This window comes from Chromobacterium amazonense, from assembly GCF_001855565.1.
Taxonomy (GTDB): Bacteria; Pseudomonadota; Gammaproteobacteria; order Burkholderiales; family Chromobacteriaceae; genus Chromobacterium; species Chromobacterium amazonense.
This window is the reverse complement of the sequence record NZ_MKCR01000010.1, coordinates 18,073-32,544: the sequence shown is the minus strand read 5'-3', so window position 1 is coordinate 32,544 and position 14,472 is coordinate 18,073. Positions and strand designations below refer to the sequence as shown.

The 14,472-nt window shown below is 62.2% G+C and carries 13 protein-coding genes and 1 tRNA gene; 7 read left to right on the top strand and 7 right to left on the bottom strand.

Annotated elements, in window-relative coordinates; translation table 11 throughout:
- Nucleotides 1-40: 40 nt before the first annotated feature.
- Both rpoD and BI343_RS06735 read left to right on the top strand, forming a co-directional pair.
- A complete protein-coding gene (rpoD, locus tag BI343_RS06740; RefSeq protein ID WP_071109147.1) occupies nucleotides 41-1,966 on the top strand; it encodes an RNA polymerase sigma factor RpoD in 1,926 nt (641 codons plus the stop codon).
- 82 nt (nucleotides 1,967-2,048) lie between these two features.
- Nucleotides 2,049-2,127: transfer RNA gene (locus tag BI343_RS06735), tRNA-Ile, on the top strand.
- 49 nt (nucleotides 2,128-2,176) lie between these two features.
- Here the strand turns inward: BI343_RS06735 and BI343_RS20565 are convergent.
- Nucleotides 2,177-2,536 (bottom strand): tyrosine-type recombinase/integrase, encoded by a 360-nt coding sequence (locus BI343_RS20565; RefSeq protein ID WP_083340850.1) that lies wholly within the window; start codon nucleotides 2,534-2,536, stop codon nucleotides 2,177-2,179.
- Between the two features lie 50 nt (nucleotides 2,537-2,586).
- Here BI343_RS20565 and BI343_RS06725 point away from each other — a divergent pair, with 50 nt between their 5' ends.
- Nucleotides 2,587-3,504 carry a DUF3667 domain-containing protein gene (locus BI343_RS06725; RefSeq protein WP_071109145.1) on the top strand — a complete coding sequence of 306 codons (918 nt, stop codon included), beginning with the start codon at nucleotides 2,587-2,589 and terminating at the stop codon, nucleotides 3,502-3,504.
- A 25-nt stretch (nucleotides 3,505-3,529) separates the two neighbouring features.
- Here the strand turns inward: BI343_RS06725 and mltA are convergent, their stop codons facing one another.
- Nucleotides 3,530-4,780 carry a murein transglycosylase A gene (gene mltA / locus BI343_RS06720; RefSeq protein WP_071109144.1) on the bottom strand — a complete coding sequence of 417 codons (1,251 nt, stop codon included), beginning with the start codon at nucleotides 4,778-4,780 and terminating at the stop codon, nucleotides 3,530-3,532.
- 212 nt (nucleotides 4,781-4,992) lie between these two features.
- On the opposite strand from mltA, the gene BI343_RS06715 reads away from it, so the two are divergent.
- Nucleotides 4,993-5,310, top strand: a complete 318-nt coding sequence (locus tag BI343_RS06715) for a BON domain-containing protein (RefSeq protein WP_071109143.1) — start codon at nucleotides 4,993-4,995, stop codon at nucleotides 5,308-5,310.
- Between the two features lie 66 nt (nucleotides 5,311-5,376).
- Here the strand turns inward: BI343_RS06715 and lysA are convergent, their stop codons facing one another.
- On the bottom strand, nucleotides 5,377-6,609 hold the full coding sequence (lysA, locus tag BI343_RS06710) for a diaminopimelate decarboxylase (protein WP_071109142.1): 1,233 nt from the start codon (nucleotides 6,607-6,609) through the stop codon (nucleotides 5,377-5,379).
- A 118-nt stretch (nucleotides 6,610-6,727) separates the two neighbouring features.
- Between lysA and BI343_RS06705 the strand changes: the two genes are divergently transcribed.
- Nucleotides 6,728-7,648 carry a LysR family transcriptional regulator gene (locus tag BI343_RS06705; RefSeq protein ID WP_071109190.1) on the top strand — a complete coding sequence of 307 codons (921 nt, stop codon included), beginning with the start codon at nucleotides 6,728-6,730 and terminating at the stop codon, nucleotides 7,646-7,648.
- A 447-nt stretch (nucleotides 7,649-8,095) separates the two neighbouring features.
- Nucleotides 8,096-9,583 (top strand): dipeptide/tripeptide permease DtpA, encoded by a 1,488-nt coding sequence (dtpA, locus tag BI343_RS06700; RefSeq protein WP_071109141.1) that lies wholly within the window; start codon nucleotides 8,096-8,098, stop codon nucleotides 9,581-9,583.
- A 62-nt stretch (nucleotides 9,584-9,645) separates the two neighbouring features.
- Here the strand turns inward: dtpA and BI343_RS06695 are convergent, their stop codons facing one another.
- Nucleotides 9,646-10,353, bottom strand: a complete 708-nt coding sequence (locus tag BI343_RS06695; RefSeq protein ID WP_071109140.1) for an alanyl-tRNA editing protein — start codon at nucleotides 10,351-10,353, stop codon at nucleotides 9,646-9,648.
- Nucleotides 10,354-10,505: 152 nt separating this feature from the next.
- Between BI343_RS06695 and BI343_RS06690 the strand changes: the two genes are divergently transcribed.
- Nucleotides 10,506-11,183, top strand: a complete 678-nt coding sequence (locus BI343_RS06690) for a pseudouridine synthase (protein WP_071109139.1) — start codon at nucleotides 10,506-10,508, stop codon at nucleotides 11,181-11,183.
- 51 nt (nucleotides 11,184-11,234) lie between these two features.
- Here BI343_RS06690 and BI343_RS06685 read toward each other — a convergent pair whose 3' ends face one another.
- From BI343_RS06685 to murJ, 3 genes are all read right to left on the bottom strand, one after another.
- Nucleotides 11,235-11,759 carry a DUF2165 family protein gene (locus BI343_RS06685; RefSeq protein WP_052246914.1) on the bottom strand — a complete coding sequence of 175 codons (525 nt, stop codon included), beginning with the start codon at nucleotides 11,757-11,759 and terminating at the stop codon, nucleotides 11,235-11,237.
- A 204-nt stretch (nucleotides 11,760-11,963) separates the two neighbouring features.
- On the bottom strand, nucleotides 11,964-12,800 hold the full coding sequence (gene queF / locus BI343_RS06680) for an NADPH-dependent 7-cyano-7-deazaguanine reductase QueF (RefSeq protein WP_071109138.1): 837 nt from the start codon (nucleotides 12,798-12,800) through the stop codon (nucleotides 11,964-11,966).
- A gap of 127 nt (nucleotides 12,801-12,927) precedes the next feature.
- The gene (gene murJ / locus BI343_RS06675) at nucleotides 12,928-14,463 is read right to left on the bottom strand and encodes a murein biosynthesis integral membrane protein MurJ (protein WP_071109137.1); all 1,536 of its coding nucleotides are present in this window, start codon (nucleotides 14,461-14,463) and stop codon (nucleotides 12,928-12,930) included.
- Between the last annotated feature and the right edge of the window lie 9 nt (nucleotides 14,464-14,472).

Sequence of the window (14,472 nt, the reverse complement as noted above, 5' to 3'; positions counted from 1 at the left end):
TCAACTGTTTTTTTCGGCTTTTTTTCAAGCAGGAAGCGAAATGGCGGCCTCTCCCGAAAACCAGAAAGATGTGCAGGACAGCCCACAGGAAGTGATGAGCCTGGAAGAGCAGCGGAAACGCTTGCGCCAGCTGATCGCGCTGGGCAAAGAGCGTGGGTATCTGACCTACGCCGAAATCAACGACCACCTGCCGGAAGACGTATCCGACGCCGAGCAGATCGAAAACATCGTGACGATGATTTCCGGTCTGGGCATTCAGGTATATGAAGAAGCGCCGGACGCTGAAACCTTGCTGATGTCCGACGCCACCCCGTCGGTGGCGGACGAGGATGCCGTGGAAGAGGCCGAGGCGGCCCTGTCCTCGGTGGATTCGGAATTCGGCCGCACCACCGACCCGGTGCGCATGTACATGCGCGAGATGGGTTCGGTCGAGCTGTTGACCCGCGAAGGCGAAATCGAAATCGCCAAGCGGATCGAGGACGGCCTCAAGTACATGATCCAAGCCATCTCCGCCTGCCCCGGCACCATCGCCGAGGTGCTGGAGCTGATGGAGCGCGTGGCGCGCGATGAAATCCGCGTCGACGAAGTGGTGGACGGCTTTATCGACCTCAACGCCCCGACCGAGGCTGACGCCCAGTTCGCCGAGCCGGAAGCCGACGACGAGCTGCTGGAAGAGGAAGAGGAAGAGGACGAGGACGCCGAGGAAGTCGACGCCGACGCCGATGCCGCAGCCAACCTGGAAGAGCTGAAGCAGGAAGCGCTGGAACACTTCGCCGGCGTGCGCCTCTTGTTCGACAAGATGGTCAAGGCGCTGAACGCCAAGGGTCCGCAGAGTAAGGAATACCTGGAGCTGCAAGACGCGATCACCACCGAGTTCATGTTGGTGCGTTTTGCTACCCGCCAAGTGGAAAGCCTCTGTGAGTCGCTGCGCGGCCGCGTCAACGAGATTCGCACTTACGAGCGCGACATCCAGGACATCTGCGTCAGCCGCGTGCGCATGGACCGCGCCCACTTCATCAAGGTGTTCCCGGGCAACGAGACCAACCTGGATTGGGTGGAAAACGAGATTGCCTCCGGCAAGGCCTGGAGCGAGGCGCTGACCCGCTTCAAGCACGCCATCATCGAGAAGCAGACCCGCCTGTCCGATCTGCAGGACAAGGCGATGCTGTCGATCAAGGCCCTGAAGGAAATCAACCGCCAGATGTCGGCGGGCGAATCCAAGGCGCGCCGCGCCAAGAAGGAAATGATCGAGGCCAACCTGCGTCTGGTGATCTCCATCGCCAAGAAGTACACCAACCGCGGTCTGCAGTTCCTAGATTTGATCCAGGAGGGCAACATCGGTCTGATGAAGGCGGTGGACAAGTTCGAATACCGCCGCGGCTACAAGTTCTCGACCTACGCCACCTGGTGGATTCGCCAGGCGATCACCCGCTCCATCGCGGACCAGGCGCGCACCATCCGCATTCCGGTGCACATGATCGAGACCATCAACAAGATGAACCGCATCTCGCGGCAGATCCTGCAGGAAAGCGGCCGCGAGCCGGATCCGGCGGAACTGGCCGAGAAGATGGAGATGCCGGAAGAGAAGATTCGCAAGATCATGAAGATTTCCAAGGAGCCCATCTCCATGGAAACCCCGATCGGCGACGACGACGATTCCCATCTTGGCGACTTCATCGAGGACCAGAACAACCTGGCCCCGTCCGACGCGGCGATGTACTCCAGCCTGAAGGACGCGACCAAGGAAGTGCTGGATACCCTGACGCCGCGAGAGGCGAAAGTTCTGCGCATGCGTTTCGGCATCGACATGAACACCGACCACACGCTGGAAGAAGTGGGCAAGCAGTTCGACGTGACCCGCGAGCGTATTCGTCAGATCGAGGCCAAGGCGCTGCGCAAGCTGCGTCATCCGACTCGCTCCGAGCGTTTGCGCAGCTTCCTGGACAACGAACCGGGCGGCCAGTAAGCGTTTGGCGTAAATCTTGCAAAATCCCCAGGCCAAGGCTTGGGGATTTTTATTTTCCACGTTATAATCGCTCTCTCTTTCAGGGCCTCTAGCTCATGCTTGGTTAGAGCAGCGGACTCATAATCCGTTGGTGCGGGGTTCGACTCCCCGGGGGCCCACCAGACAATCAAGGGGTTGCGCGCAAGCGCAACCCCTTTTGCTTTGTCGGGTTCAACAAAGGTGCAACGCGCGCAGCGGGCTCAGCTCGCGAGTTTCGCTCAAATGGTCGGGTGAAAGATGGGCGTACCGCATGGTCATGATGAGGTTGTGGTGGCCCAGCGCCCTTTGCCGTACCAGGATGTTGCCGCCGTTCATCATGAAGTGACTGGCAAAGCTGTGACGAAGGACGTGGGTCAGCTGCCCCGCCGGCAGCGTCAGGCTGGCGCGCGCCACCCCTTCTCGAAATGCTGAGAATGCGGTTGCAAACAGCCTCTCAATGCCTATCAGTACGAAGGAATATTGCCTGGCTGGCGAACGATTGACACAGCGCGGATACGGCAAGATAGTTCTGATCAAAAATGTTATTGGCATGATTGGCTCGGCTGGCTAAGATCGGGGTTTCCCCTTTTCCTCATCCGCCGATGAACAAGTACCGCCATGTGTGTCAACCGGAGCATTGCGCCAATTGCCATCATCCGGTCTGCGGCCGCTTCTGCCCGGAGTGCGGCCAGAAGATCCATATCGAGATTCCCACTTTGTGGGAGTTCATTCATGAATATCTGCATCACTATGTCAGCCTGGAAGGCGCGTTGACGCGCAGCTTGTGGCTGCTGTTGGCGCAGCCGGGCCGTTTGACCGAGGAATATCTGCTGGGGCGGCGTCAGCGTTACGTCAAGCCGTTCCAGCTGTACTTGAGCATCAGCTTTGTATTCTTCGTGCTGCTGGGTGTTGTGGGCGGCTCGGCGAGCATCGATTTGGCCGAGACTCCGTCTCGCTCGGCAATGTCCTCGTTGGCAAAGGCGGATAATAACGAGGCCCCGCAAGACGCTAGCGGCTCGCTGCTGTGGGCCGATGCCGAGCGTGGCACTGTGCAGATCGCCCAAACCGGCAACCCGCATGCGGACCGGTTGCTGAAGCGCTGGGGCGATCATCTGAGCAAGGATTTCAAGAGATTCCGCGAACAACCGGAAGAGGCCAACGCCGAGTTGTCGCATTCGCTGCGCGGCCACGCGCCGTACGTGTTGTTCGGCCTGATGCCGCTATTCGCCTTATTGTTGCTGTTGGCGTATTTCGGGCGCCACCGGGTGTATGGGATGCATCTGGTGTTTACCCTGCATTTCCACGCCTGGCTGTTTCTGGTGCTGTGTCTGGGCTTGGTCTTGCCCACGGTTTCCGCCTGGCTGTTTTTTGCCGGGACGTCAATCTATCTGTGGCTGGCGCAACGGCGGGTTTACGGCGGCGGCAAGTTGGCGGTGGCTTTGCGCACGCTGGGTTTGCTGCTGATCTACACCGTGCTGGTGTGCCTGGGGATGGCGCTGCTGGTGCTGGCGTCGCTGTAGAAAACGGGGCCGAGGCCCCGTTTGATCATAGCGCGGAAGTGGGGGTCAGCCCCTTGGGCAGCAGCAGCCACATGCTGCCTTGCTGCTTCATGCGGCCGGCGTACATGCCGGCCTCGGTGCCATAGCCCCAGAACAGGTCGGCGCGCAGCGCGCCCTTGATGGCGCTGCCGGTGTCCTGGGCGTGCACCAGCCGTACCAGCGGTTCGGTGGAATGCGGCCAAGTGGTGGCGAGGTAGATCGGCGCGCCCAGCGGGATGTAGCGCGGATCGACGGCGATGCTGTAGCCGCCGGTCAGCGGCACGCCCAATGCGCCCACCGGGCCGCCATCGTCGCCGGACAGCGGCTTGAAGAAGATGTAGCTTTGGTTGACCGACAGCAGCTCGTCGCGGCGCTGCGGATTGCGCGCGAGCCAATCCTTGATGCCCTGCATCGAGGCGTCGGACAGCGTCATCTCGCCCTTGTCCACCAGCCATTTGCCTATCGACTGATAGGGGTAGCCGTTCTGGTCGGCAAAGCCCACGTGCAGGAAGCTGCCGTCGTCCAGCTGGATGCGGCCGGAGCCTTGCACTTGCAGGAAGAAGAGCTCCACCGGGTCTTCCACCCAGGCGATCACCGGCGCGCTGCCGGCGATGCTGCCCTGGTTGATCTGGCCGCGGGTGAAATACGGCATCAGCCGCGAGCCGGACAGGCGGCCTTTCAGGCGGATGCCGCGCGGGTCGGCGGCGAAGTCGGCCGGATTGATCTCGATATTGCCATTGGCAGCCAGCGTCAGCCGGTTGGGACCGGCCTGCTTGGCGCGCAGCGTGCCGCGATTGCGCTGGCTCATCGGCACGTCCACGCTGACCAGGTCGCGCGGCACGCCGTAAACCGGCCAGGGCGTGCGTTCGGAGCGGGTGCGGCTGCCGTTCAGCAGCGGCTCGTAATAGCCGGTGATCAGGCCGCTGTCGCGGCCACCGTCCTGCAATTTCCAGGCGGTGAAACGGTTTTCGAAGAAACGGCGCACCGCGTCGGCATCGCTGGCCGGCAGGGTGCCGGCTTCGCGGCAGACGCCGCTCCAGGACGGTTTTTTCTGCAGGCTGCGGCAGCTTTGCTGCAGGCCCTGCAGGGTATCGCCCAGGGCCTGGCTGTTCCAGTTGGGCAGCGCGGCCGGACTGGCGCTGGAGGCGGTGGACGGGGATATCGTGGTGCCGGTGCGCGGCGGGGTGGTGCCGCAGCCGGCCAGTGTCAGCAGCATCAGCCACAATGGCCAGCTTTTCAAGAACGGTTTCTGCTTCATGCTTCGAGGCTCTGGGCCCTGTGATTGAGTGGTTCGGTTGATTGTAACCCGCGCGTCGGGGAGCGTGTCGCGCCGGCATCGTGTTTAGTGTGATGTCATTGAGTCGCAACAAAACTGAAAAGTTTCCCCGTTAACATGGCGGTATTCCGTGTGATCCGCTGGCATGGCGGATCGTGGCCTTGGACATTTGTCGCGAGAAATTGGAGAAAATGATGAAACACCTTGCAAGCCGTACCCTGCTGCTGGCTGCCCTGGCCGTGTCTGGCACTTTCGCCGTGCATGCTGCCTATGCAGATGCCGCCGCCGCCGTGGCTGCGCCGACCGATGCGGAATTGGCGGCCTCCGTGAAGCAGGCTCTGGATGCGGATCAGGAACTGAAAGCCTTGGATCTGAAGGTGAGCAGCAGCAAGGCAGAGGTGACCATCGAGGGTCCGATGACCGATGACCAGCAGATGTTCAAGGCTGGCCAGATCGCTGAAAAGGTGCCGGGCGTGAAGTTCGTCATCAACAAGATGGAACAGAAGAGCTGATCCTGCTGTTGGGCGAGGGAATGTGCGAGGAAGCCGGGCGATGCCCGGCTTCTTCGCATTGAGCGTTCAGGCTTCCAGCGCCAGCAGTTCCGCCATGGTCTGGCGGCGGCGGATCAGCCGCGCCGCGCCGCCATCGACCAGCACCTCGGCCAACAGCGGGCGGCTGTTGTAGTTGGACGACATGGTCGCGCCATAGGCGCCGGCGTCGTGGAACACCATCAGATCGCCGACTTGCGCCGGCGGCAGCGGCCGGGTTTCCACAGTGCCGCCTTCCTGTTGGGTGAAGACGTCGCCGGATTCGCATAGCGGGCCGGCCACCACGGTGTCGATGCGGCCGCTTTTCTCCATCCCGAGCGCGTCCAGCACGCTGATGCGATGGTAGCTGCCATATAACGACGGCCGCATCAGGTCGTTGAAGCCGGCGTCCACCAGCACGAAATGGCGGCTGCCCATGTCTTTGACGGCGCGCACTTCGGCCAGCAGCGCGCCGGATTCCGCCACCAGGAAGCGGCCCGGCTCGATTTCCAGCCGCACCGGATGGCCCAGCTGTTCGGCGATGCGTTGCCGGGCGGCATCCCACAACTGGAAGTAATGGGCGGTATCGATGCGGGCGTCGCCGTCGCGGTAGGGGATGGACAGACCGCCGCCGGCGGAGATGGCTTCGATATCGCAGCCGAGTTGCGCCACCAGCTCCACCATGGCGCCGCACACCTGTTGCAGATGGCCGTAATCGACGCCGGAGCCGATGTGCATGTGGACGCCGATCAATTCCAGGCCATGCGTCCGCACCGCTTGCAGCGCCTGCTGCAAGTCTTCATGCCAGATGCCGTGTTTGCTGTTTTCGCCGCCGGTATTGGTCTTCTGGCTGTGGCCATGGCCGAAGCCGGGGTTGATGCGCAGCCAGACCGGATGGCCCGGCGAGCGCTCGCCCAACTGGCGCAGCATGTCGATGGAGCCGGCGTTCACCGGAATGCCGGTCTCCACCACCTTGTCCAGCGTGGCGCGGTCCAGCACGTCGGCGGTGAAGACGATGTCGGACGGCTCATCGCCGCCGGCGCGGTAGCCGGCGGCCAGCGCGCGCTCAATCTCGCCCAGCGATACCGCATCCACTTTCACGCCTTCCGCGCGCATCAGCCGCAGGATGTGGGTGTTGGAGTTGGCCTTCTGCGCATAGCGTATGGTGTCAAAGGCCTTCAGCTCGGCGATGCGGCTGCGGATGGTGTCGGCGTGGTAGACCCAGAGCGGCGAGCCGTACTGTTGGGCGATGGCGGCGAGTTGGCGGTTGTCGAAGGGGCGCATGCAGGGCTTTCCTGTGGATGTCAGACCATGATCCGGCTAATTCGTACAAAAATAAAATAGAATTATGTCGATATGGCTTTCATTTTTGATATGGCCATGACTTCGCATGGAGGAAGAGATGGCGATCAATCTGCGCCACATCGAGGTGTTTCGAGCCGTGATGACGTCCGGCAGCGTCAGCGGCGCCGCGCGGCTGCTGCATACTTCGCAACCCACGGTCAGCCGCGAGCTGGCGCGCTGCGAGCAGTTATTGGAGCTGACCCTGTTCGAGCGCGGCCACGGCCGCCTGCGGCCCACCCAGCAGGCTTTGCAGCTGTTCGCCGAGGTGGAGCGGAGTTTTGTCGGGCTGGAACGCATCGTCAGCAGCGCCGCAGCCATCCGCCAGTTTTCCGGGGGGCAGCTGGCCATCGCCTGTCTGCCGGTGTTCGCCCAGACTTTGCTGCCGGCGGCTTGCGCGCGCTTTTTGCAAGGCCTGCCGGAGGTGGGGGTGGACATCAGTCCGCAGGAGTCGCCGTGGCTTGAGGAGTGGCTGGCGGCGCAGCGTTTCGATCTGGGGCTGATCGAACAGGACCAGGCGCCTGCCGGTTGCCAGATTTTGCCGCTGTGGCAGGGCGACGAGTTGTGCGTGATGCCGGCCGGGCATCCGCTGGCGGCCAAGCGGCGGCTGACGGCGCAGGATTTCGCCGATTTGCCCTTCGTCAGCCTGGCGCCCAGCGATCCTTACCGCCAGCAGGTCGACGCCTGGTTCGCCGAGGCCGGGGTGCGCCGCCGGCTGCAGCTGTCCACCCATAGCGCGGCGGCGGTGTGCGCCCTGGTGCGGCAGGGGCTGGGCGTGGCCATCGTCAATCCGCTGACTGCGCTGGCCGAAGTCGGGTCGGGGCTGTTTGCCAGGCCGCTGGAGGCGTCGATTCCGTTTTCGCTGCGGCTGGTGTTGCCGCAGTTCCGTCCTGCCTCGCCGTTGCCGGGGCGGTTCATCGATTATTTGCGGCACGAGGTGGCGGAGGTGGGGAACCGCTTGGCGGCGTTGTTGGCTCGGTGAGCGCGCGCCGGCTTGCGGGCCGGCGCTATCTGATAAAATTCCTTTCCTGATCGAATTGGCAATTAAATTTTAAAATTTCTTCATTTTAAGCATCTAAATATTTTACATATAGGCATGTTCATGATTGTTGTCCATATGTAAGATTTTATTCATATTCTGTGCCTTGCCTTTGTCATGAATGAGGCTGTATTGCGTCAAGTGATTTGACAGCAAGCCCAACTTGCTTCATCAATAGTTTCTGAATGCTATCAATGTTGCGGCAAGGTCATGAATTTGCATGGACTTGCGGCGTGATAACTGCAAATTAGCCTCATTTCCAGTAGTGACCACTGTCTGTCTCACCCGCGCGACTGGCTTTGGCTGGCGCGCGCCGCGCTGTCCATCCGCCGTCTCGCCATCAGGAATTTCCTGGGTCCGCAGCAGTTCTGATTTCACAAGGAACCCGTCATGACGCAAAGCGCGCTCAACCCCTTGCGGCAACCCAAGCCGTTTTATCTGATCTTTTCGATCGAATTTTGGGAACGTTTCGGCTTTTACGGCCTGCAAGGCATTCTGGCTGTTTATCTGGTTAAGGAGCTTGGCCTGCGCGAGGTCGAGTCCTTCACGCTGTTCTCCGCCTTCATCGCCATGGTGTATGGCCTGGTGTCGGTTGGCGGCTGGCTAGGCGACAAGGTGCTGGGCACCCGCCGCACCATTTTGCTGGGCGCGCTGGTGCTGACCGCGGGCTATGCCATGGTGACCGCGTCGGCCGACCAGATCAGCCTGCTGTATTTGGGCATGGGCACCATTGCTGTCGGCAATGGCTTGTTCAAGGCCAATCCTTCGTCGCTGCTGTCCAAGTGCTATGAGGAGAACGATCCGCGGCTGGATGGCGCCTTCACCATGTATTACATGGCGATCAACGTCGGCTCGTTGTTGTCCATGCTGGCCACGCCGTGGCTGGCCGACCAGTTCGGCTACGCCCACGCCTTCGCCTTGTCGGTTGTCGGCATGCTGATCACCGTGGCCAACTTCCTGCTGCTGCGCGGCTGGGTCAAGGAATACGGTTCCGAGGCCGATTTCCGCACGCCTAAACTGAGCACCTGGCTGGCGGTGCTGGCCGGCGTGGTGGTGGCCTGCCTGCTGGCCGCGCTGCTGCTGAAGCACGAGATCATCGCCAATGCGGTGCTGGCCGTGCTGTCCATCGGCGTGGTGGGGCTGTTCGTCAAGGAAACCCTGCTGTTGCAGGGCGCGGACCGCAAGAAGATGATCGTGGCCGCCATCCTGATGCTGCAGGCGACGGTGTTCTTCGTGTTGTACAACCAGATGCCGTTGTCGCTGAACTTCTTCGCCATCCACAATACCGAGCACACCCTGTTCGGCATTCCGGTGCAGCCGGAGCAGTTCCAGTCGCTGAACCCGTTCTGGATCATGCTGGCCAGTCCGCTGCTCGCCATCTGCTACAACAAGCTGGGCAACCGCCTGCCCATGCCCCACAAGTTCGCCATCGGCATGGTGCTGTGCGCCGGCGCCTTCCTGGTTCTGCCGCTGGGCGCCAAGTACGCTAATGCCCAGGGCATGGTGTCGTCCAACTGGATGGTGCTGAGCTACCTGTTGCAAAGCATAGGCGAGCTGCTGATTTCCGGCCTGGGCCTGGCCATGGTGGCGCAACTGGTGCCGCAGCGGCTGATGGGCTTCATCATGGGCGCCTGGTTCCTGACTTCGGCCGCGTCTTCTGTGATCGCCGGCAAGGTGGCCAGCCTGACCGCCGCGCCGGACAATGTGACCGACCCGCTGGTTACCCTGGAAATCTATAGCCGCGTGTTCACCCAGATCGGGGTGGTGACCGGCGTGATCGCCGTGCTGACCATCTTCATCGCGCCGTGGCTGCATCGCATGACGCTGGACGAGAAACCGGCGCATCCGGAGCACGAAATGGCGCTGGACGCGCGCTGAGCGCGGCATTCATGAAGTGAAGACGGGGACCGCGTGGTCCCCGTTTTTGTTGGCGGTGCGGCTTAATCGACCAGCTCCAGCACCACGCGTTTGTTCCGCGCGCCCTTGTTCTCGATCTTCTTCACCCTGACACGGCCCACTTCGCCGGTGCGCGCCAGGTGGGTGCCGCCACAGGGCTGCAAGTCCACGCCCTCGATCTCGATCAGGCGGATTTCCGGCAGATGCAAGGGCGGCGTCACCGACATGGTGCGGATCAGCTCCGGTTGCGCCTGCAGCGCTTCGCCGCTGGTCATCTTCACGGTCACCGGCAGATCGGCCGCCACCAGCCGGTTCAATTCGGCCTCGATCTCTTCTTTGTCCAGCTCCATGCCTTCAGGTAGCGAGAAGTCCAGCCGGCCGGACTCGGCCGTCATGTTGCCGCCGGTGACGCCGGCCTTGATCACCACGCCCAGCAGGTGCATGCAGGTGTGGATGCGCATATGGCGGTAGCGGCGGTCCCAATCCAGGTCCAGCGTGACTTCGGTTCCGGGGGCGAGGCGGATGTCGCCTTCGGTCTGATGCAGGATGGCGCGGGTTTCGCGGTCGCGTCGGGTGTCGGCGATGCGCAGCGTGCCGCCGTCCGCTAGCGTCAGCGTGGCGCTGTCGCCCGGTTGGCCGCCGCCCAGCGGGTAGCACAGGGTATCTTCCAGCACCAGGCCGGCATCGTCGTGGCGGACCACGCGGGTGGCGAGGCGGGTTTGATACGGGTCTTGGTAGAACTGTTCCTGCATGATGCGTCCTTGTCTGTTGTTGTCACAACAGATTGATGGCGAATCCAGGCGATTTCAAGTGACAGCGCCGCGCGCAATCGACGGTAACAGCTTGTCGGGCAAGGCTTTAACGCCGATAATCGCCGCCAATCGATTTTTAAAGCCGCATTACAATGCCAAGACATAATCTCGAACACTACAATCCGCCGCCGGACACCGGCCTCAACGTGGTCTACGTCGACGACTGCATGCTGGTGCTGGACAAGCCCAGCGGCCTACTGTCGGTGCCAGGGCGCGGGGAAGATAAGGCCGACTGCCTGATCAGCCGCGCGCAGAAAGTCTACCCCGACGCGCTGACCGTGCACCGTCTGGATATGGACACTTCCGGTCTGGTGGTGATGGGCCGCGGCCCGGAAATGCAGCGCGCGCTGTCCATCGCCTTCATGGATCGCAAGGTCAAGAAACGCTATATCGCGGTGGTGGACGGCATCGTGGAAAGCAATAGCGGCACCATAGACCTGCCCTTGATCATCGATTGGCCGAACCGGCCGCGGCAGAAGGTAGATTTCCAGGAAGGCAAGGAAGCCATCACCCGCTACCGGGTGATCCTGCGCGACACCGCGCGCAACGTCAGCCGCATGGAGCTCGACCCGCTGACCGGCCGCGCTCACCAGCTGCGCATGCACATGCTGCATCTGGAGTCCGGCCACCCCATTCTTGGCGACGACATCTACGCCCCGCCGGAGGCGCTGGCCAAGGCGGACCGTCTGTTGCTGCACGCATCCAGGCTGGTGTTGCGCCACCCGGTGACGTTTGAGGAGATGGAGTTCGAGGCGCCGCCGCCGTTCTGACGAAGAGATTTATCGTCAAAGCCGCATCTGTGAAGGATGCGGCTTTTTCTGTCAATCGGCTGACGATTCCGGCTGGTTCACATAGATCAGCGCCAACAGCGCAATGCCGGTGAAGGCGTAGGCGCTGAACTGGCCGTTGAACTGGTTGGCCCACATCGCGAAGTATTCGCCGCCTATCACCGCGAAGCCGGTGTGCCAGACCAGGATGGCCAGCGTCGCGCCCAGCGTGAAGCAGGCTTTGCCGCGCGGCAGCCAAATGCCGGCCGTGGGACGCAGGGCGAGCAGCAGCATGGCGCCGCCGGCGGCGCACAGCAGGCCTACGGCCAGCTCGCCGGCTATGATGGCGGCGTAGGCCAGGCGTTGAATGGCTTCGCTGTGGATGGCGCGGCCGCGCAGCGCGTCGCCGTGGAACCACGGCTGCATAGTGTCCATGCTCAGCACATGGCGGACAAACTGCCAGTTGGAGTCGTAGTCGAGCAGGTTGCCGCTGGCCACCATCAGCCCGAACAGACCGATGGACAGCGCGAGCAGCGCCTTGCTCAGGCGTTGGGCGAACAGGTGCGGGGTGGTTTTCATTGCTATCCTTTTATGTCCAAGGTTTGGATTGGCATGGATATCAATGATGAGGAAATAAAGCAAGCGGGATAGCAAGGCCCCGCTTGCGTTTAGACCCGCTAACCAAACCCCTGATCCTGCGTTGCGCCTCCATGCCGTACTCAAGTACGGTCTGCGTCGGCGCGCTTTGGCTCAGGTTATCTAACGAGGTTTTGTGAGCGGCTCTTATTGGCGCGCGGTGCGGACGTTGTCCCGCGGCGCGGCTTCGAAATTGCTGCGCCAGGGATTGATGTCCAGGCCGCCGCGGCGGGTATAGCGGGCATAGACGGTCAGCTGCGTCGGCGCGCAGGCGCGCAGCAAGTCGACGAAGATGCGCTCCACGCATTGCTCATGGAACTCGTTGTGCTGGCGGAAGCCGATCAAATACCGCAGCAGCGCCTCGCGGTCTATCTTGGGCCCGGTGTAGCGGATGGACACGCTGCCCCAGTCCGGCTGGCCGGTGACCAGGCAGTTGGACTTCAATAGATTGCTGCACAGCGTTTCGCTGACGATCTCCGTTGCGTCGGCCTTCAAGACTTCGGGGCAGGGTGTGTAGTTGTCCACCGCGATGTCCAGATCGTCGAGGCACTCGCCGGCCAGCTCGCGCACTTGCTCGGCGGCGAAGGCCTGGGGCAACAGGATGGAAACGGAAACCTCGGCGCCGGCGGCCTCGGACAAGTCGCGCGCCAACTGGGCGGCCAGCGCGTCCATGCTGTCCATGCGGGTCTGGTTGTAGCTGTTCAGATACAGCTTGAACGATTTGGACTCGATCAGCCGCGGGCTTGCGGCCGGAATGCGGAAGGTGGCGATGCCGACCTGCGGTTTGCCTTTAGCGTTGAGCCAGGACAGCTCGAAACCGGTCCAGATGTCGACGCCGGCGAATGGCAGCGCAGCCTCATCCACGCCTATCTCCTCGCGCTTGGTCTGGCGCGCGATCGGGAACAGCAGGGAAGGATCGTACTGGTCCTGGTAGCTGACGGTTTTGCCCAGCGGCGAGTGTTCGGGGGTGAGGTTTTGCATCATATAAGCCTTCTAAAAACGGTTTTCGCCACTAAGCCAGCGAGTGGGCATCAAAAGAACATGGCGCTGACGTCTTGTCTGGAGCGTGGCCGTTTCCAGTATCGGAAACGCTGTTCTTGGCAAAAGCATGTTACATCTCGCGCCGCATGAAATGGCGCGGGCGGAAGCCCAGCGCGAATAGCGCGGCGAAATAAACCGTCGCGCCGACGCCGACCAGCAGCACCAGCCACAGCGCGCGCTGCCAGGCCTGGCCGTGCCAATCTATCGGCAGCCACCACTGGCAGGCCAGCAGCGCGGCCGCCATCGCCAGAATGGCGGTGGCCAGCTTGAGCAGGAAGCTGCGCCAACCCGCTTCCGGCCGGTAGATGCCGCGTTTTTGCAGAGTGTGCATCAACAGGCCGGCGTTGATGCAGGATGCCAGGCCTATGGACAGCGCCAGGCCGGCGTGCTTCAGCGGGAAGACAAAGATCAGGTTCATCACTTGGGTGGCGATCAGCGTCTTCACCGCGATGCGCACCGGCGTTTTGATGTCCTGGCGCGCGTAGAAGCCCGGCGCCAGCACTTTGACCAGAATCAGCCCCAGCAGGCCGAAGGAGTAAGCGATCACCGCCTGTTGCGACATCCAGGCGTCGTGCGCGGAGAATTTGCCGTACATGAACATGGTGTAGAGCAGCGGGCCGGACAGCAGGCCCAGACCCACCGTGGCCGGCACCGCCAAGAGCAGAGACAGCCGGATGCCCCAGTCCAGCAGCACGCTGAATTCGGCGTCGGACTTGCTGGCCGCGTGCTTGGACAAGGACGGCAGCAGGATGGTGCCCAGCGCCACGCCCAGCACGCCGGACGGAAACTCCATCAGCCGGTCGGCGTAATACATCCACGATACGCTGCCGGTGGGCAGGAAAGAGGCGAAGGTGGAATTGATCAGCAAGGAAATCTGCGCCACCGACACGCCGAAGATGGCCGGACCCATCTGCCGGATCACGCGCCACACCGCCGGGTCGCGGAAGGCGAGGATGGGCTTGGCCAGCATGCCGATCTGCTTCAGAAAGGGCAGCTGCCACACCAGCTGGATCAGCCCGCCGACGAACACCGCCCACGCCAGCGCCATGATGGGCGGATGGAAGTAGTGGGTGAAGGCCAGCGCGAACACGATGAAGCTGAGGTTCAGGAAGGTAGGCGTGAAGGCCGGGATGGAAAATTTTCCCCAGCTATTGAGCACGCTGCCGGTCATCGACGACAGCGAGATGAAGAAAATATACGGGAAGGAGACGCGCAGGATGTCGGCGAACAGCGCGGCCTTGGCCGGCTCGCGGTAGAAGCCCGGCGCCGATATCCACATGATGGCCGGCGCGGCCAGCATGCCTATCGCCGTCACCAGCAACAGCACAGAGCCCAGCACGCCGGTGACCTTGGCGACGAATTCGCGCGTTTCCTCGTGCGTCTTGTTCTGCTTGTATTCGCCCAGAATGGGCACGAAAGCCTGCGAGAAGGCGCCCTCCGCGAATAGGCGCCGCAGCATGTTGGGAATCTTGAAGGCGGCGTTGAAAGCGTCGGCGGCCATGCCGGCGCCGAAGATGCGCGCGACGAGCGTGTCGCGCACCAGGCCGAGCACGCGCGACACCATGGTCATGCTGCTGACTGCAGCCAGGGCCTTGAGCAGGTTCATTTTGTTTTG